This is a genomic window from Arthrobacter sp. efr-133-R2A-63, from assembly GCF_030209795.1.
Lineage (GTDB): Bacteria > Actinomycetota > Actinomycetes > Actinomycetales > Micrococcaceae > Arthrobacter > Arthrobacter bambusae_A.
The window spans coordinates 68670-85625 of the sequence record NZ_JARVRG010000030.1 but is presented as its reverse complement, the minus strand read 5'-3'; the positions used below and the strand labels follow the sequence as shown (position 1 = coordinate 85625).

The 16956-nt window shown below is 65.8% G+C and carries 16 protein-coding genes and 1 pseudogene; 8 read left to right on the top strand and 9 right to left on the bottom strand.

Annotated elements, in window-relative coordinates; genetic code table 11:
- Positions 1 to 78 precede the first annotated feature (78 nt).
- The 3 genes from QRN45_RS16700 (at position 79) to QRN45_RS16690 (ending at position 3039) form a co-directional block, all read left to right on the top strand.
- Positions 79 to 1521, top strand: coding sequence for an NCS2 family permease (locus QRN45_RS16700; RefSeq protein ID WP_284764080.1), 1443 nt, complete (start codon positions 79 to 81; stop codon positions 1519 to 1521).
- A 74-nt stretch (positions 1522 to 1595) separates the two neighbouring features.
- Positions 1596 to 2561 carry a formimidoylglutamase gene (hutG, locus tag QRN45_RS16695; RefSeq protein ID WP_284764079.1) on the top strand — a complete coding sequence of 322 codons (966 nt, stop codon included), beginning with the start codon at positions 1596 to 1598 and terminating at the stop codon, positions 2559 to 2561.
- Between the two features lie 256 nt (positions 2562 to 2817).
- Positions 2818 to 3039 carry a hypothetical protein gene (locus QRN45_RS16690; RefSeq protein ID WP_284764078.1) on the top strand — a complete coding sequence of 74 codons (222 nt, stop codon included), beginning with the start codon at positions 2818 to 2820 and terminating at the stop codon, positions 3037 to 3039.
- A gap of 105 nt (positions 3040 to 3144) precedes the next feature.
- On the opposite strand, the gene QRN45_RS16685 is transcribed toward QRN45_RS16690, so the two are convergent.
- From QRN45_RS16685 to QRN45_RS16670, 4 genes are all read right to left on the bottom strand, one after another.
- The gene (locus QRN45_RS16685; RefSeq protein WP_078106823.1) at positions 3145 to 3393 is read right to left on the bottom strand and encodes a hypothetical protein; all 249 of its coding nucleotides are present in this window, start codon (positions 3391 to 3393) and stop codon (positions 3145 to 3147) included.
- A 194-nt stretch (positions 3394 to 3587) separates the two neighbouring features.
- Positions 3588 to 5180: a histidine ammonia-lyase gene (hutH, locus tag QRN45_RS16680; protein ID WP_284764076.1), complete on the bottom strand. Its 1593-nt coding sequence runs from the start codon at positions 5178 to 5180 to the stop codon at positions 3588 to 3590.
- Between the two features lie 94 nt (positions 5181 to 5274).
- Positions 5275 to 7017: a urocanate hydratase gene (gene hutU / locus QRN45_RS16675; RefSeq protein WP_241707306.1), complete on the bottom strand. Its 1743-nt coding sequence runs from the start codon at positions 7015 to 7017 to the stop codon at positions 5275 to 5277.
- A gap of 209 nt (positions 7018 to 7226) precedes the next feature.
- On the bottom strand, positions 7227 to 8030 hold the full coding sequence (locus tag QRN45_RS16670) for an IclR family transcriptional regulator (RefSeq protein ID WP_078106826.1): 804 nt from the start codon (positions 8028 to 8030) through the stop codon (positions 7227 to 7229).
- A gap of 287 nt (positions 8031 to 8317) precedes the next feature.
- Between QRN45_RS16670 and QRN45_RS16665 the strand changes: the two genes are divergently transcribed.
- Entirely contained in the window at positions 8318 to 9790 is a 1473-nt protein-coding gene (locus QRN45_RS16665; RefSeq protein ID WP_284764074.1) for an amino acid permease, read from the top strand.
- Between the two features lie 89 nt (positions 9791 to 9879).
- Positions 9880 to 10156, top strand: a pseudogene (locus tag QRN45_RS16660) (LysE family transporter); the annotation flags it as partial.
- Between the two features lie 33 nt (positions 10157 to 10189).
- Here the strand turns inward: QRN45_RS16660 and QRN45_RS16655 are convergent.
- Positions 10190 to 10855, bottom strand: a complete 666-nt coding sequence (locus tag QRN45_RS16655; RefSeq protein WP_284764073.1) for a hypothetical protein — start codon at positions 10853 to 10855, stop codon at positions 10190 to 10192.
- Positions 10856 to 11106: 251 nt separating this feature from the next.
- Here QRN45_RS16655 and QRN45_RS16650 point away from each other — a divergent pair, with 251 nt between their 5' ends.
- The gene (locus tag QRN45_RS16650) at positions 11107 to 11391 is read left to right on the top strand and encodes a hypothetical protein (protein WP_241707303.1); all 285 of its coding nucleotides are present in this window, start codon (positions 11107 to 11109) and stop codon (positions 11389 to 11391) included.
- A 35-nt stretch (positions 11392 to 11426) separates the two neighbouring features.
- Positions 11427 to 11627, top strand: a complete 201-nt coding sequence (locus tag QRN45_RS16645) for a helix-turn-helix domain-containing protein (RefSeq protein WP_502870727.1) — start codon at positions 11427 to 11429, stop codon at positions 11625 to 11627.
- 42 nt (positions 11628 to 11669) lie between these two features.
- Here QRN45_RS16645 and QRN45_RS16640 read toward each other — a convergent pair whose 3' ends face one another.
- The 3 genes from QRN45_RS16640 to QRN45_RS16630 are packed head-to-tail and all read right to left on the bottom strand — an operon-like array spanning position 11670 to position 14973.
- A complete protein-coding gene (locus tag QRN45_RS16640; protein WP_284764072.1) occupies positions 11670 to 12812 on the bottom strand; it encodes a GGDEF domain-containing protein in 1143 nt (380 codons plus the stop codon).
- A gap of 44 nt (positions 12813 to 12856) precedes the next feature.
- Complete coding sequence (locus QRN45_RS16635; protein WP_078106836.1) at positions 12857 to 13600, bottom strand: 3-hydroxybutyrate dehydrogenase; 744 nt, start codon at positions 13598 to 13600, stop codon at positions 12857 to 12859.
- Positions 13597 to 14973, bottom strand: coding sequence for an MFS transporter (locus tag QRN45_RS16630; protein WP_284764071.1), 1377 nt, complete (start codon positions 14971 to 14973; stop codon positions 13597 to 13599). The genes QRN45_RS16635 and QRN45_RS16630 overlap by 4 nt, the downstream gene beginning before the upstream one ends.
- A 129-nt stretch (positions 14974 to 15102) precedes the next feature.
- On the opposite strand from QRN45_RS16630, the gene QRN45_RS16625 reads away from it, so the two are divergent.
- On the top strand, positions 15103 to 15999 hold the full coding sequence (locus QRN45_RS16625; protein WP_078106838.1) for a LysR family transcriptional regulator: 897 nt from the start codon (positions 15103 to 15105) through the stop codon (positions 15997 to 15999).
- Positions 16000 to 16048: 49 nt separating this feature from the next.
- Here the strand turns inward: QRN45_RS16625 and QRN45_RS16620 are convergent, their stop codons facing one another.
- On the bottom strand, positions 16049 to 16951 hold the full coding sequence (locus tag QRN45_RS16620; RefSeq protein ID WP_264637243.1) for a spermidine synthase: 903 nt from the start codon (positions 16949 to 16951) through the stop codon (positions 16049 to 16051).
- Positions 16952 to 16956: the final 5 nt, after the last annotated feature.

The following is a 16956-nucleotide window of genomic DNA, read 5'->3' as shown; positions in this document are numbered from 1 at the left end:
ACTAGGCGAATTCACGGGAGGACCTAAGCCGCGGGCATAGGATTTGAGAGCACACTTCCCCGATCCCCGGAGACCCCCATGCTCAAACAGGGCTCAGCCATCGACCGCTACTTCAAGATTTCGGAACGCGGATCCAACTATTCGCGAGAAATCCGAGGCGGCTTCGCGACCTTCTTTGCCATGAGCTACATCGTGGTGCTCAATCCTTTGATCCTCTCCGGGACGGACTCGAGCGGCAATTCCCTTGGCTTCGCCGCCGTCGCCGCCACCACGGCGTTCGTCGCCGGCATCCTGACGATCCTCATGGGAGCCTGGGCCAAGCATCCCTTCGCCATTGCCACCGGGCTGGGCGTCAACGCCTTCGTGGCAGTCACGATTGCCTCACACCCGGGCCTGACATGGCCCGACATGATGGGCCTCGTGATGCTTTCGGGCCTCACCATGCTGATCCTGGTGCTCACCGGATTCCGGACCGCGGTCTTCAAAGCGGTACCTGAGGCCCTGAAGACCGCGATCGTGGTGGGCATCGGCCTCTTCATCGCCTTGATCGGCCTGGTCAATGCCGGCTTTGTACGCCGTATCCCGGACGCCGCGGGCACCACTGTCCCACTGGGCCTGGGCGTCGACGGGAAGCTGCTTGGCTGGCCCACCCTGGTGTTCGTCGTCGGCCTCGTCCTGACCATCGCCTTGGTGGTCCGCAAAGTGCGTGGCGCCGTCCTGATCGGCATCATCGTCTCCACGGCCCTCGCGGCCATCCTGGAATTCACGCTGCACATCGGACCGAGCTTCGACGGCAAGACCTACAATCCCCGCGGCTGGTCCCTGGTGGCGCCCAAGTTCACCCAGTGGGCCGCTCCGGACCTGTCCCTCATTGGCAAGGCGAACCCCTTCGGCGCGTTCCAGCACCTTGGCATCATTGCCGCCACGCTGCTCGCGTTCGTGATCCTGCTCAGCATCTTCTTCGACGCCATGGGCACCATGGTGGGCCTGGCCAGGGAAGCAGGAAACATCGACAAACACGGAAACATCCCCAACGTGGACCGTGTCCTGCAGGTGGACGCCCTCGGCGCGATCATCGGCGGCGGCTCCTCCGTGTCCTCCAACCAGATCTTCGTGGAATCCGGCGCCGGCATCGGCGAAGGTGCCCGCACCGGCCTGGCCTCGATCGTGACCGGCCTGCTGTTCCTCGTGGCCATGTTCTTCACCCCGCTCATCAACCTGGTCCCGTTCGAGGCCGTCGCCCCCGCCCTGGTGGTGGTGGGCTTCATGATGGTGTCCCAGGTGGGCAAGATCCATTGGCAGGACTGGGGCGTCGGCATTCCCGCGTTCCTGACCATGGCCCTCATGCCGTTCACCTACTCGATCGCCAACGGCCTTGGCGCCGGGTTCATCTCCTTCGCCCTGATCCGCACGTTCCAGGGCCGCGCCCGCGAAGTCCATCCGCTCATGTGGGCCGTGGCCGCGGCGTTCCTGCTGTTCTTCGGGATCGGTCCCGTCGAGGAACTCCTGGGAGTCAAATAAGCCTTTCCGGAATACCGGACACCCTCCGCCTGGAAGCGGTACTTCTCGGCTCCGTCATGCGCTGAGCTTTAACCATGGAGATTTCCCGCGCAGTTGCCGATGTCCGCCCGACGCCGTGGACCGGCCGTTTCGACGGCGACGGCGAGGGGCACCGCCGCTGGTGGCAGGCCGTGGCGCCCCACACTCCCGATGCGGCCGCCCCCGGCGCGACGGAAGCAGGCGCCCGGCCCGCCGTCGTCGTGGGCTTCCGCAGTGACGAAGGCGTGCGGCGCAACAAGGGCCGTATCGGCGCGGCGGCCGCCCCGGAGGCGATCCGCCAAGCCTTGGGTCCGCTGGCTTTCCACTTCGAGCGGGACGTGTTCGACGCCGGCGACGTCGTCGTGGAGGACGGCTCGCTGGAGGCCGGCCAGGAGCGCGCGGGCCGCGTGATTTCGGAACTGCTCGACGGCGGCAAGCTCACGGTGCTGCTCGGCGGCGGGCACGAAACTGCTTTCGCCAGCTATTTGGGCGTGGCAGGCTCGGAGGCTGTGCGGGGCGGCAAGCGCCTCGGAGTCCTGAACCTGGACGCGCACTTCGACCTGCGGGACGAGCCGGTGCCGAGCTCGGGAACGCCGTTCCTGCAGATGGCCCGGGCGGAAGCCGCCGAGGGCCGCGAACTGAATTACGCCGTCGTCGGAATCTCCGAGCCAAACAACACGCGCACCCTCTTCGACACGGCAGACCGCCTAGGCGTGAAGTACCTGCTGGACGAGGACTGCTCCGCGGAGGCCGTTCGGGATTTCGTGGCGCGGTTCCTGGACACCGTGGACGTGCTGTACCTGACGATCGACCTGGACGTGCTTCCGGCGTCGGTGGCTCCCGGGGTGAGCGCACCCGCGGCGTATGGGGTGCCGCTGCCAGTCATCAGCGCTGTGTGCAAACAGCTTGCCGCGAGTGGGAAACTCCTGCACCTGGACGTTGCCGAGCTCAACCCGGAGTTCGACATCGACTCGCGGACCGCCAAGGTGGCCGCGCGCTTGGTGAACACGCTGCTGGCGTAGGCCGCCCTGAGGCGCCCGCCCCGCCCGAGCCTGCCCGTCCTGCCCAACTAGCTCGCATTTGTTGTCGTTTTGAGGGCTGAAAACGACATTAAGTGCGAGTTAGTTGGGTCAGGCTCGGCCTCCCCACCCTGGCGCCCGGGCCTTGGCCCGCCGGTGATCCAGCTCGCAGAATGACAGACATCCCATGACTCTTTGCTATCTTTTATGCAGGAATTGCCGCTCCCCCAACGCGGCATCCTGTAGAAGGAGGCCCCCAATGAGCACTGCCACGATTGAAAACAACGAGATCCATTTGTCCTTTTCGTCCGTCGACGAGGTCCATGCCGGACTTGACGAAGCCGTCAGCACGCTCATCGAAGCCGCTGCCGAAGACAGCCGCTGCGGGATCCTGGTGACCCGCCGGGAGCCCGGAAGCTACACGGTTGCCTTGGACGAGTCGGTCCCGTTCGGCCAAACCCGCGAGGTCCTCGCCGCCTAGGATCGATCCTAGAAATAGGTACAACAAAACCGGGGCTTGTTTCCCAGACCACGCCAAGAAGGCGCGGAATGGGAAACAAGCCCCGGTTTTTGAGCTATAGAGTCACTACGCCCGGCGCAACTCCACGCCGTCGGACTTCATGAAAAGCTGCTTGGCGGCTTCGTCGGCGCCAGGTCCTGCGGGTTCAAGCCACACAACGTTGCCGCTGTCCGAGACTTCCTGCACCTCCCCCGCCGCGACCACATGTGCGTGCCTTACGACTTCGATCCGCTCCCCCACCTTCAACGTTCCCCAGTTGGAAACGACGGCGGACTGTGCGATTCGCCTGGACAGGACTGTCCCGCGTGCCTTCATTGAACTTCTACCCCTTTGTGGATGTTCGCTACTTCAGTTGTGAACGGATATTCCCCGGCAAGCCCACGACATCGTCGGCGTGGACAATGCCGTACCCCATAAGTTCTACTACACAGAAAGCGCCCCGGTGGACGTATTGCCGAACATTTCCGGGGCGCTTCCTATTGTTCACGCGAACAGTATTTTGTTCGGCGTCAGGCGAGAATTCCGACGGCGGATTCGGCGGCCGTCCGCACCTCGCCGGCGCCTACAAGACGGTCCGCGGCTTCCAGCTCAGGTGAGAGGAACCGGTCGGTACCAGGACCGTCGACGACGCCGCGCAGCACCTCGATCACGGCGGTGCCGGCCGGGCCCGGGGTGAGTTCGCCACCGGACAGTTGGGTGCGGATGTCGAGGGCACGGGTGCTCGTCACGAGTTCCACAGCCAGGACGCGGCGCAGGTTCTCAATCGCCTTGCGGAGCTTGCGGGCAGCATGCCAGCCCATGGAGACGTGGTCTTCCTGCATGGCGGAGCTCGGGATGGAGTCCACCGACGCCGGGACGGCCAGTCGCTTGTTGTCCGAGACAAGTCCTGCCTGCGTGTACTGGGCGATCATGAGGCCCGAGTCCACTCCGGGGTCGTCGGCAAGGAAGGCCGGGAGACCGTGCGAGCGGGCCGGGTCCAGCATGCGGTCCGTGCGGCGCTCGGCGATGGAGGACAGGTCCGCCACGGCGATCGCCAGGAAGTCCAGGACGTACGCCACCGGGGCGCCGTGGAAGTTTCCGTTGGAGGACACGCGGCCGTCCGGGAGCACCACGGGATTGTCGATGGCCGCAGCCAACTCGCGGGAAGCCACGAGTTCGGCGTGCGTCACGGTGTCGCGGACCGCGCCGGCAACCTGGGGTGCGCAGCGGAGCGAGTATGCGTCCTGGACCTTGGTGTCATTGACACGGTGCGAAGCGACGATCGGCGAGTTGGACAGCACGCGCAGCATGTTGTCCGCGCTTGCGGCCTGGCCCGGGTGGGGCCGTAGGGCCGCGTGCAGCTCCGGCAGGAACACCTGGTCCGTGCCGAGCAGCGCCTCGACGCTGAGAGCGGCGGTGATGTCCGCCGTCGTAAGCAGCAGGTGCAGGTCGGCGATCGCCATGAGCAGCATGCCGAGCATGCCCTCGGTGCCGTTGACGAGCGCAAGGCCTTCCTTTTCCGCGAGGACCACCGGCTCGATGCCGTGTGCGGCAAGAAGCTCGGCAACCGGCTTCTTGCCGGCGGCGCCGTAGAGCTCGCCGTCGGGCCCGGTGGCTTCGCCTTCGCCCATCAGGACGAGGGCGCAGTGGGACAGCGGCGCGAGGTCGCCGGAGCAACCCAGGGAGCCGAATTCACGCACCACGGGGGTGATGCCGGCGTTGAGGACGTCCACCATGGTCTGCAGGACCACGGGGCGAACGCCCGTGCGGCCCGAGGCCAGGGTCTTGGCGCGCAGGAACATGATGCCGCGGACCACTTCGCGCTCGACTGCCGGGCCCATGCCGGCCGCGTGACTGCGGATGAGCGACTTCTGCAACTGGGTGCGGAGTTCGTTGGGGATGTGGCGGTTGGCCAGGGCGCCAAAGCCCGTGGAGACGCCGTACGCCGGGACTTCGCTGTGCGCGAGGCCGTCGATGTGGGCGCGGACCTTGGCAACCGTGTCCAAGGCTTCCTGGGAGATGGTCACCTTGGCGTCGTGGCGTGCGACGGCGACGACGTCCTCCGGCGTGACTCCGCTGGAACCGAGTGTGACGGTCAGCGGCTGGTGTGTTGTAACTGTCATTTTTCCTCGTTCTTCCCAACTAGCTCGCAGTTGTTGTCGTTTTGGGGCGCCATAACGACATCTAATGCGAGCTGGTTGGGGTTGTGGGGTCTGGTTAGTTGGTTTCCTGCATGGGGATGCGGACGCCGCGTTCGTGGGCGACCTCGACGGCGCGGGCGTAGCCGGCGTCGGCGTGGCGGATGACGCCCATGCCGGGGTCGTTGGTGAGGAGGCGTTCGAGTTTCTCGGCGGCGAGGTCGGTGCCGTCGGCGACGGAGACCTGGCCTGCGTGCAGGGACCGGCCGATGCCCACGCCGCCGCCGTGGTGGATGGAGACCCAGGTGGCGCCGGAGGAGGTGTTGATCAGGGCGTTCAGCAGCGGCCAGTCGGCGATCGCGTCGGAGCCGTCGGCCATGGACTCGGTTTCCCGGTAGGGGGAGGCCACGGAACCGGAGTCCAGGTGGTCGCGGCCGATCACGATGGGGGCCTTGACTTTGCCTTCCTTGACGAGCTGGTTGAACAGCAGGCCGGCTTTGGCGCGTTCGCCGTAGCCGAGCCAGCAGATGCGGGCGGGCAGGCCTTCGAATTCGACGCGCTCGGCGGCGGCGTCGAGCCACTTGTGCAGGTGGGTGTTTTCCGGGAAGAGTTCCTTGATCGCGGCGTCGGTCACGGCGATGTCTTCGGGGTCACCGGAGAGCGCGACCCAGCGGAACGGGCCCAGGCCCTCGCAGAACAGCGGACGGATGTAGGCCGGGACGAAGCCGGGGAACTCGAACGCCCGGTCGTAGCCGCCCTTGCGGGCCTCGTCGCGGATCGAGTTGCCGTAGTCGAAGACCTCGGCGCCGGCGTCCTGGAATTCCACCATGGCCTGGACATGGCGGGCCATGGAGGCCTGGGCCTTCTTGGTGAATCCTTCGGGGTCGGCTTCGGCCTCGGTGTGCCACTGGGCCACGGTGATGCCTTCGGGCAGGTAGGAGAGCGGGTCGTGGGCGCTGGTCTGGTCGGTCACGACGTCGATGGTCAGCTCCCCGGCCTTGTGCCGGGCGAGGAGTTCGGGGAAGACTTCGGCGGCGTTGCCGACGTACCCGACAGACCAGCCGCGGCGCTCTTCCTTGGCCTTGAGGACCTTGGCGATCGCGGCGTCGAGGTCGGTTTCGACCTCGTCCAGGTAGCGTTTGCCGGCGCGGCGGCGCAGCCGGGTCTCGTCGACGTCCACGATCAGGCAGGCCCCGTCGTTCAGGGTCACGGCCAAAGGCTGGGCCCCACCCATGCCACCGCACCCGCCGGTCAGGGTCAGGGTCCCGGCGAGCGGCCCCTCGGTGGAGCCTTCCGCGGCGGGGGCCGGGTGGCGGCCGGTGTCATGCCTGGCGGCCGCGAGTTTGTTCCCGACGGCGGCGAAGGTTTCGTAGGTGCCCTGCAGGATGCCCTGGGTGCCGATGTAGATCCAGGACCCCGCGGTCATCTGCCCGTACATCATCAGGCCCTCGGCCTCGAGGCGGCGGAACTCGGGCCACGTTGCCCAGTCGCCCACGAGGTTGGAGTTGGCCAGCAACACCCTCGGCGCCCATTCGTGGGTGCGGAACACGCCGACGGGCTTGCCGGACTGGACGAGCAGGGTCTCGTCCTTCTCCATGGTCTCCAGGGTCCGGGTGATCGCGTCGAACGCGGCCCAGGAACGCACTGCCCGGCCCGTGCCGCCATACACCACCAGGTCATCCGGTCGTTCGGCGACCTCCGGGTCCAGGTTGTTCATCAACATGCGCAACGGCGCTTCTGTCTGCCAGCTCTTCGCGGTGAGCTCGGTGCCGCGGGCGGCCCGGACAGGGCGGGCTCCGGTAGTGAAATCGGCGGGTGCCATGATGACTCCTTCGTCTCTGGAGGTTGCTAGGTGGAAGTCCTTCTGTATCCAGTAGAGCCCCTCCGCAAGGGTCTTGGAATGGCTTTAGGGAGGCTACTGTCCGGAATACCAGACTCAACTGACTCGCAGTTGTTGTCGTTATGAGCGCCCAAAACGACAACAACTGCGAGTCAGTTGGGCGGGGGCGGGCTAGGAAGGGTGGGGGCCGGCTAGGACGGGCGGCCGTGGATGCGGATCGAGAGTTCGTCCGCCGTTTTCTGGATCCGGGCCGCCAACGCGGGCCATTCCTCAGGCGGCACCCGGTCCTCGAGGAATGTCACCGCGACTGCCGCCGTCGGCCAGCCCAAATGATCGGTGACGGCGGCGGCCACGGAACCGAAGCCGGGCGTGACTTCGCCGTGTTCCGTGGCGTACCCGCGCTGCCGGACCTGGTCCAAATGCGATGACAAGGCCGAGTACTTCATGATGGGCGATTCCATCTCGTGCCGGGCGGTAAAGGCGGCGGCGTTCGGATAAAGGGCCCTGACCTGCGATTTCGGCAGTGCAGCCAGGATCGCGCGCCCGCTGGCCGTGAGGTGGCTGGGAAGCCGGACCCCAACGTCGGTCACGAGGGACGGGCGGTTCTTAGCCCGCTCCTCCACGATGTAAAGCACATCGCGGCCGTGCAGGACGGCCAAGTGCGCGCTCTCGCCGATCGCATCCACGAGGGCGGCGAGCATGGGGCGGCCGAGCCGCGACAATGGCTCTTGCCGCGAGTACGCCGAACTAAGTTCAAAGGCACTGATGCCGAGCCCGTAGCGCTGCTCCTCATGAAGGTGCAGGACGAATCCGTTGGCCTCCATGACGCCAAGCAGGTGGTAGACGCTGGACCGGGGCAGGCCCAGCGCGGTGGCGATGTTGGACGCTGCCATCGGGCCACGCCGGGACGCAAGCAACTTCAGGATGCGCAGGGTGTTCTCGGCAGCCGGGACCTTGGAAGCGGCCCGGCCTTGAGTGGATGGCTGTATGGTCATGGCTCCTCTTCGAGTGCACGGTAATGCCCGGCCCACCCCTTCTGCCTCCAAGGCGGCCAGGCAGGTGTCCGGGATCCCGTACTTAAGCGTGCGCCCAGCGGAGCGGATCGGAAAGCCAATCAGAACATTAAGGTGTCTGGAATACCAGACATTCGCACCCGAAACAACGAATCGGCGGCGCAGCGTCTGAGAACCGAGACAACGATGTCCCGTGAGTCCCATCACAGCCCGCTCCGGAATGGTCTGCTGGTTAACAGTCCCCCTCCCAATGACGAGAAGGTATTCGCATGCAGCAAGCCCCAACAGCCGTCAGGACGCCGGCCGCCAAAGTCGTCGAAGGCGCGGTCACCACCGTTCTCAGCCGCGGCCTCAACGTCCGCCACATCCGCTTCATGGCGCTCGGTTCGGCCATCGGAACAGGCCTCTTCTACGGTTCCGCGTCTGCGATCCAAAAGGCCGGCCCGTCGGTTCTCTTCGCATACATGATCGGTGGGGCCGCCGTCTTCATGGTGATGCGGGCCCTCGGCGAAATGGCCGTCCGCCACCCCGTCTCCGGCTCGTTCGGCCAGTACGCCAGGCGCTACCTCGGACCGCTGGCAGGGTTCATCACCGGGTGGACCTACGTCTTCGAGATGGCCATCGTGGCAATCGCGGACGTGACGGCCTTCAGCATCTACATGGGCTTTTGGTTCCCGCAGGTGGACCGGTGGATCTGGGTCCTGGCGATTATCTTCCTCCTCGGCGCCATGAACCTCCTAAGCGTCAAGGTCTTCGGCGAGCTCGAGTTCTGGTTCTCGCTCATCAAGGTGGTGGCGATCATCGCCATGATTGCCGGCGGCGCTGGGATCATCGTGTTCGGCTTCCGCTCCGGCAACGGCGGTGTGGCGCCGGGGCTGGGTAACCTCGTTGACCACGGAGGCCTGTTCCCCAACGGTTTCGGCGGTCTCCTGGCCTCGTTCGCCGTCGTCATGTTCGCCTTCGGCGGGATCGAAACGATCGGCATTACTGCAGGTGAAGCCGCCGACCCCAAGAAGGTCATTCCGCAGGCCGTCAACACCGTCCCGGTGCGCGTACTGCTGTTCTACGTCCTGACGCTCGGTGTGCTCATGAGCCTGTTCCCGTGGAACGAAATCGGGAACAACGGCAGCCCGTTCGTGCAGATCTTCAGCGGCCTCGGCATCCCCGCAGCGCCCCACATCCTCAATGCCGTAGTCATCACCTCGGCACTGTCGGCCATCAATAGCGACATCTTCGGCGCCGGACGCATCCTCTTCGGGCTTTCCCAGCAAGGGCATGCCCCGAAGAGCTTCGGCAAGATCTCAAGGCACGGTGTTCCGTGGATGACCGTGGTCCTCATGGGCGGCATCCTACTGGTGGGCGTGGTGCTCAACGCGGTCATCCCCGAGGACGTCTTCCTCGTGATCGCATCCATCGCCACGTTCGCGACAGTCTGGGTGTGGGTCATGATCCTCGCCTCGCACGTTGCCATGAAGCGCGAAATCAAGCGCAAGCGACTTCCGGCGTCGGAATTCGCCTCGCCGTGGTGGCCTGCGGCGTCGGTGGCAACCATCGCCTTCATGGCCCTCGTGATCGTGATCCTTGGCGTCTTCGAGGACACCCGCGTGGCCCTGTACGTCGGCGCCGTGTGGCTCGGGCTGCTGGTGCTGGCCTACAAGCTCTGGGTCCGCGGCGGCGGACGGTTGCGCGCCGAGCTGGTCGACGAAACAGCCTCGATGCCGGTGGTCGCCCGGCGCTCCTAGCGTCCCTGACGAGGACGACGACGGCGGCTCCCGCCCAGCCGTCGACCGTCACCGCAGGCCAGTTACCATCAGGAATGGTTCCGCAGATCCTCGGGGTACAGGCGATCCGCCACCGCGGCGGGCGTTCGACGGCGGCCGGTGCGCCGCCGTCGCGGTCTTTGTGGCGGCTGATCCGCGTGGGCTTCATCGTGGGTGCGAGCAACCCGAAGTCAATCGTGTTCTTCGTGGCCGTGCTGCCCCAATTCGTGGCATGTTCGGGCGGCAGCATTCCGCTCCAGCTCACCACGGCGGATCTCCACCTTGGGTGCCACGGGCGGGGTCATGATGATCGGGCTCGGCGGAACCCTGGCGCTCACCGGCACCAAGACTTCGCGCCTAGGACCCGATGCAACTGCGGACTCAGCCGGCAGGAAGCCAATCCACGTGCGAGTCCGAGTCGTAGACCCGGCAAACCCGAACGCTGTCCTGGGCCGGACCATCGACAAGCTTGGTGGTGATCTTCATGAGGATGTCGTACGACGCGAGGCCCGAGGCCGCCGTTGACTGGACAGGGTTCCCGGAGAAGGCGATGGAGACAACGGTGAATGGCCGGGGCACCACGGTTCCGGTCACGATGGCGGAGTGGGCGGCATCGCTTTGCAGCCTCGCAGTGCAGCTGCCCTCGATACGTTGGATCCCGGCCGCGTCGAGCCCCTGCGCCACAGGAGCAGGAACAGCGGGAGCCGGAGCGGGCACGGCGGGCGCCGGGACAGGGGCATCGGGCTTGGCGCTGCCCGCCGGGGCAGGGACCGGGGCGGGTGCCGGGGCCTGACTTGAAGGTGCGGCGCCGGCCGGAGTGTTGGCGGCTGCACTGTTGGCGGCCGGCGCTGACGCGGAGGCACTCGGCGTCGTGGCCGGCGTCGCGCTTGCACCAGCCGCAGAAGCCGACGCACTGACGGTGACCGACGGCGCCGCGCCGGCAATCGAGGTTGATGAGCTCTGTGTGGCGTTGAGGGTAATTGCCCCCGCCAGCCCGACCGCCACCACGCCCGCGACGACGATTCCTGTCTTTGCAGCTCGCCTCATTGTTCCCCCTCCCAGACCTGACGGAACATTTGCCTTGAGCGTAGGGACTGTTCGCCCAGCCCGGCATGCGTAGCCCCTACCCGTCTTTGCCCGGACTACCCGGGTGACCACTTGCTTGCCTTGGGACGTGTCCGAGTAGTGGTCCAAGTGACGTGAGTGGCCCATGTTCCATAACGGGTGAAAGTCACTCATGTGTCACGTGTGGTCGGCGCCTACCTTTGGTAGATCGCGACTGCAAAGGAGTGATTCCGATGTTCGATCCGTATTCAAGGCACGCCGCGCGGATGCGCAAGCAGCGCCGCCGCGAGCTGGCTTCGCGACTGTGCCAGCTATATTCCAGGGCAGCCAAACACGCCAAAACGACGGCGTCCCCTTTCAAGGTGGGCGACTATGTGGCCGGTGACGATCCCTTCAACGGATGCCAAGAGGGAGTCGTGGCTGTCATCAAAGGCTCGTCGGTTGGCTTGCATACCGTCGTACCGAGACGCGGCGCCGTGGTCTACTACGACTACCGCCAGCTGAGAAAGCCGTGGTGAACATGTCCGCCGCCGGCATTCCAGCCAACCGATTCATGACAATTGCAGAGGTCGCCGAAGCGCTGCGGGTTTCCAGGATGACCGTCTACCGCCTCGTGAACTCCCATGCCATTCATGCTGTGCGGTTCGGGCGGTCCTACCGCGTTCCGGAGTCGGCGGTTGAGTCCTACATCGAGCATTCCGCCGTTGACGAGGCCGGGCCTAATCCGGACGACGGCGGCTCGGCAGACGACTGAACCCTGCGCGAACCAGCGCACGACGGCGGCGCGGTGTCGCAGTTAGGAGGTTGCGCAGACCGCGCGGTTCCGGCCGAGGGACTTGGCCTGGTAGAGGGCTTTGTCGGCGGCCACGACCATGTGGGCAACCTCGGCATTGTCGAGGGTGCTGGGGGCGATGCCATAGCTCACCGTGGGGAAAGTGATGCCGTCCGGAGCTTCTGCCGAGGCCAAACGGCGGCTGATTTCGCCGGCGATGATCTCGGCGCTCTCCACATCGGCCCCTGGAAGGAGGATGGTGAATTCCTCTCCGCCATACCTCCCTACGAGGTCTGTGTGGCGGACCGAGGCCTGGCACGCTGCAGCGAAGGCTTGGATGGCGGTATCGCCGGCAGCGTGGCCATGGCTGTCATTGAGGGACTTGAAGTGGTCGAGGTCGGCGAGGATCAGCGTGCAAACCGATCCCGCGGAGTGCAGCCTGTTGATTTCCTGGGTAGCCAATTCCATGAAAGCCGTGCGGTTCAGGAGCCCCGTCAGGCCGTCCCGGGTGGCGCGTTCGTTGAGGCCGTTGATGAGCTGCTCGTTGCTCAGTGCGGTCATGCTGAAGGACACGGTGACCAGGAGCACGATAGTGACCACGCTGGTGGTTGCCGAGCTGAGGTAGGTACCGAAGTCCGGGCCGTCGGGCCCTTCCACGAGGTAGGCGATCCCCCGGCAAAAGAAGAAGGACGCCAGCACTCCCGCGGCGAGTGCCAAGGAGCGGTGGGCCTGTGAAACGCTGGGCTTCAACCGCCAGAGTTCAACGGTTGCCAAACCCATGCCCAAGGACATCATGGCCAGATACACCAGGCCGCCGGACCACACGTTGGTGGCGGGGTTCTCCAGCGCGGCGGCCACGGCGGTGGCGGCGGGTCCCGCGAGGAGCTGCCATCGCGGCGTCCGAAGCAACCTCAACGAACGCGAGCCTGCCCACACACTGAACGCACCCGCCACCAGCAAAGCATTGCCGAGGGGACCCGCCCAGACTTGCTGGGAAGTGCCGCTGAGCAGGTACGCCATGTTCCCCGAGAGCAAGAAGACGAGGGCGAGGCACCACCAGCCGCTGTACGCGGAGCGGGTCCGGCGGAACGATCCGAAGAACAGTAGGCAGAGCGTAAACGCGACAATGCCCAGAGCTATCTTCAAGCTGGCCGGATCGAGACCCATATGTGCTCCCCTCGTGCGCACCAGCCTACGACATTGAGGGGCAGTTAACGGGCGGACCAGCCCCCGTCCATCGTGTAGCTGGCCCCGGTGACCATGCCGGCGTCGTCGGACGCTATCCACGCGGCCAGCGACGCTACTTCCGCGGGCTCCACGAGGCGCTTCACCGCGGACTCCGTCAGCATGACCTTCGCCAGGACTTCCGATTCGGGGATGCCGTGCAGCAGGGCCTGGTCTGCGATCTGCTTCTCGACGAGCGGCGTACGCACGTACCCCGGATTGATGCAGTTGGAGGTGACTCCGTGCTGGCCGCCCTCAAGGGCAGTCACTTTGCTGAGCCCCTCAAGCCCGTGCTTGGCCGAGACATATGCGCTCTTGAACGCCGATGCCCGCAGCCCGTGGACCGAGGAGATGTTGATGATCCGGCCGAATCCGTTGGCGTACATATGCGGGAGTGCGGCCCGGATGAGCAGGAACGGGGCCTCGAGCATGAGGGTCAGGATGCGGTGGAAATCCGCCGGTTCGAACTCCTCGATCGGAGCAACCTTCTGGATGCCGGCGTTGTTGACGAGGATGTCGCAATCCAGGCTGAGGCCGGCGAGCGCTTCGGTGTCGAGCAGATCGACGGCCCAGGCGGTGCCGCCCAGCGTGTCGGCGAGCGCCGCGGCTCCGTCGGCATCGACGTCGGCCACCACAACCTTCGCGCCCCGCGCGGCGAGGGCCGTGGCACATGCCGCCCCGATGCCGCTCGCCCCGCCGGTGACCAGGGCCTTGCGGCCCTCCAGGGTCATGCCCGGGCTCCCACGGGGAGTCCGTGGCGAACGGCGTCAGCGTTGTCGACATCTTCCAGCGCCACGCCGCGGGTCTCCTTGAGCGTCAGGACCACGACGGCGGTGATCGCGCAGGAGATCACCAGGTAGATGGCGGTGGGCATCCAGGATCCGGTGTCCTTGAGCCACTCGGTCGCCAGCAGCGGGGCGAGCGAACCGGCGAAGATCGAGGTGACCTGCGAGCCAAGGGAGACGCCCGAGTAGCGCATGCGGGTGGGGAAGAGCTCGGTCATGATGGCCGGCTGCCCCGCGTACATGAAGGCGTGCAGGCACAGGCCGATGGTCACGGCGAGGACGATCACCACGGGGTTCTTGGTGTCGAACATGGGGAAGGCGAAGAACGGCCAGGTGGCACCGCTGATGGCGCCGATCAGGTAAACCGGCTTGCGTCCCCAAGTGTCTGCCAGCCGGCCCAGTTGCGGGATGACGACGAAGTGGACAATGTGCGCGATCAGCAGGGCGAGCAGCAAAGAGGACGTGTCGTACTTGTCCACGCTCTTGAGGTACACGATGGAGAAGCTCACCACGAGGTAATACATGATGTTCTCGGCCAGCCTCAGTCCCATGGCCTGGAGGATGCCCTTGGGGTACTTGCGGATGACTTCGCCGACGCCGTAGCTCACGGCTTCTTCCTTCTCCACCTGGGCTTTTGCCTCAAGGAAGATGGGAGCCTCGGTCACGTGGGTGCGGATGTAGTAGCCCACGAAGACGATCACTGCGGAGAGCCAGAAGGCCACGCGCCATCCCCAGCTCAGGAAGGCAGCGCTGCTGAGGGTGGCGGACATGACGAACAGGACCAGCGTGGCAAGGAGGTTGCCGACGGGAACGGCGGCCTGCGGCCAGCTTGACCAGAATCCGCGGGACTCCTTGGGGCTGTGTTCTGCCACCAGCAGCACTGCGCCGCCCCATTCGCCGCCCAGTGCGAAGCCCTGGATGAAGCGGAGCGCCACGAGCATGGCCGGCGCCCAGTAGCCGAGGTCGGCGAAGCCCGGGAGGCAGCCCATGAGGAAAGTGGAGACCCCGACAATCACGATGGTGAGCTGCAGGGTGGGTTTGCGGCCGAGCTTGTCGCCGATCTGGCCGAAGACGATGCCACCGAGTGGGCGGGCCACGAAGCCCACCGCGTACGTCAGGAACGCCTGGATGATGCCGTCCAGGTCGTTGCCGGTGGGCGGGAAGAAGTACTTGCCGAAAACCAGCGTTGCGGCGGTGGCATAGAGGAAGAATTCGTACCATTCAACCACCGTGCCCACCATCGAAGCGGCAACGATCTTCTTGAGGCCTGCGCCCTTGCCGGGGGGGGCGCCTGCTGGGGAGCGTTGTCCTACGCTCATGTCCATCTCCTTAGTGTCCACACTGACACGTGCTGTGATCCACAACACGAAATGCTCCAATGAGTATTGCCGCACAATTCCGGGGCTTCAATACCCAAAATGGCACCCTATATGTGCAGAATTGCAGATATGAATCCGAATCCCGACGACCTCCTTGTCCTGCTCGCGGTATCGCGCTCAGGAAAGTTCACGACGGCGGCCCAGGCCCTGGGCCTGAACCACACCACCGTTTCCCGCAGGATCGCCGCGCTCGAGAAGGCGCTCGGCGGCCGTGTGCTCGCGAGGGCTGCGGGTGGCTGGGAAGTCACGGAGCTCGGTGCCGAGGCAGTGGGCGTGGCAGAGCGGATCGAAGCGGCAGTGGGCACGCTGGGACCGGAAGACCGCGCGCCGGACCCGATTGCCGGCGTCGTACGCATGACCGCAACCGACGGTTTCAGCGCATACATCGCGGCACCCGCCGTGGCGCGATTGCGGCGATCGCATCCTGGCCTCACGGTCGAGATCATCACCGTAACGCGTCGGGCGCTCCAGCAACGTTCCGGACTGGACCTCGAGGTGGTGGTGGGCGAACCCCAGGTGCACCGGGCCGAGGCTGTGCTTTTGGGCGAGTACATGCTGGGAATGTACGCCTCGCGCGAGTACTTGGCTTTTCACGGCCTGCCCGGCACGGTGGAGGAGCTGACGCAGCATCAGCTGGTCTATTTCGTGGATTCCATGCTGCAGGTGGACGATCTCGATGCCCCGCGCCGGCTGGTCCCCTCCATGCGCGACGGCCTGAGCTCCACCAACGTCTTCGTCCACGTGGAAGCGACGCGCGCCGGAGCCGGCGTCGGTTTCCTCCCGTGCTTCATGGCGGACCGGCACCCGGACCTGGTGCGGCTGCTGCCCTCGGATTTCGCGGAGCTGCTGCCCTATTGGATGGTCCTGCGGCCCGACTCGATGCGCCGCCCGGCCGTTGCCGCCGTCGTGCACGCCCTGCAAGAGGAGACGGCCGCCCACCGCGAGCTGCTGCTGGCGCGCCGCTGAGCAACATCGATTGCTGAGTAACTGTCGTTTTGGGCGCCCAAAACGGCCGTTACTCAGCAGTCGATGCGGCTGGCCGGGGGTCGTGCCGGATCTGGGCGCCGACGGCGAATGCCCGGACCTTGGCATCGTTCCAGATATGCGCCGGAACGGCCCCGCCGAGCAGCTTCCGGGCCAGTTGCGGATCGTCGCCGAACGGCTCGTGGCTGCCGGCCATGATCATGTTCCCGTACCGCCGGCCCTTGAGCATCGCGGGGTCGGCAATGATCATGGTGTGCGCGAAGGTGTCTGCAATGGTGGCGGCGTCCTCGCGGGCGTTCTTGAGGTCCGGAGCGTCTCCGGAATTCACCACATAAAGGCCGCCCGGAGCCAGCACCGTCGATGCGTGATCGTTGAATTCGCGGGTTGTGAGCGCCCGCGGTGTGAGGGCGCCGGCAAAGACGTCCCGGATGATGAGGTCGCGGGTGCCCGGAGTAAGGCCTTCCGTGACTTCCCGGGCTTCGCCCACGCGGATCCTGAGCAGCGGAGCCTTCGGGAGGTCGAACCAGCCGCGGACGTAGTCGGCCAGCTTGCCGTCGAGCTCCACCACAACTTGGCGCGCGTCGGGGTAGGCGGCGTGGAAGTACCGGGCAAGGGAACATGCGCCGCCGCCAAGATGCAAGGCCCGCAACTTCGGCTTGGACTCGGGCGGCCATTTGGATTCCACGAGGGCCGCTATCCAGCGCATGTACTCGAAGTCCAGGAACAACGGCTCTGCCACATCGATGTGCGAGCTCATGACGCCGTTGATCTTCAGGAGCCAGCCGTTGGAATTGTCCGGGTCGGCAACGAGTTCGCAGTCGCCGGTGTCGATGTAGTAGACGCCTTCCACGGGTCCGTTCGGCTTCGTGCCCGCGGGCACCTCGATGACTCCGGCAGCTTGCCCGGCGCCCCTGCCCTTGCCACGCTTCGCCACTACAG

Bases quoted from the DNA above. Each gene is read 5' to 3' on its own strand.
- QRN45_RS16670 (WP_078106826.1), bottom strand. From the start codon at position 8,030: ATGACCATACAGCCATCCACTCAAGGCCGGGCCGCTTCCAAGGTCCCG.
- QRN45_RS16635 (WP_078106836.1), bottom strand. From the start codon at position 13,600: ATGACCCTGGAGGGCCGCAAGGCCCTGGTCACCGGCGGGGCGAGCGGC.
- QRN45_RS16650 (WP_241707303.1), top strand. From the start codon at position 11,107: ATGTTCGATCCGTATTCAAGGCACGCCGCGCGGATGCGCAAGCAGCGC.
- hutG (WP_284764079.1), top strand. From the start codon at position 1,596: ATGGAGATTTCCCGCGCAGTTGCCGATGTCCGCCCGACGCCGTGGACC.
- QRN45_RS16690 (WP_284764078.1), top strand. From the start codon at position 2,818: ATGAGCACTGCCACGATTGAAAACAACGAGATCCATTTGTCCTTTTCG.
- QRN45_RS16665 (WP_284764074.1), top strand. From the start codon at position 8,318: ATGCAGCAAGCCCCAACAGCCGTCAGGACGCCGGCCGCCAAAGTCGTC.
- QRN45_RS16685 (WP_078106823.1), bottom strand. From the start codon at position 3,393: ATGAAGGCACGCGGGACAGTCCTGTCCAGGCGAATCGCACAGTCCGCC.
- QRN45_RS16625 (WP_078106838.1), top strand. From the start codon at position 15,103: ATGAATCCGAATCCCGACGACCTCCTTGTCCTGCTCGCGGTATCGCGC.
- QRN45_RS16630 (WP_284764071.1), bottom strand. From the start codon at position 14,973: ATGAGCGTAGGACAACGCTCCCCAGCAGGCGCCCCCCCCGGCAAGGGC.
- QRN45_RS16645 (WP_502870727.1), top strand. From the start codon at position 11,427: ATGACAATTGCAGAGGTCGCCGAAGCGCTGCGGGTTTCCAGGATGACC.
- hutU (WP_241707306.1), bottom strand. From the start codon at position 7,017: ATGGCACCCGCCGATTTCACTACCGGAGCCCGCCCTGTCCGGGCCGCC.
- QRN45_RS16700 (WP_284764080.1), top strand. From the start codon at position 79: ATGCTCAAACAGGGCTCAGCCATCGACCGCTACTTCAAGATTTCGGAA.
- hutH (WP_284764076.1), bottom strand. From the start codon at position 5,180: ATGACAGTTACAACACACCAGCCGCTGACCGTCACACTCGGTTCCAGC.
- QRN45_RS16655 (WP_284764073.1), bottom strand. From the start codon at position 10,855: ATGAGGCGAGCTGCAAAGACAGGAATCGTCGTCGCGGGCGTGGTGGCG.
- QRN45_RS16640 (WP_284764072.1), bottom strand. From the start codon at position 12,812: ATGGGTCTCGATCCGGCCAGCTTGAAGATAGCTCTGGGCATTGTCGCG.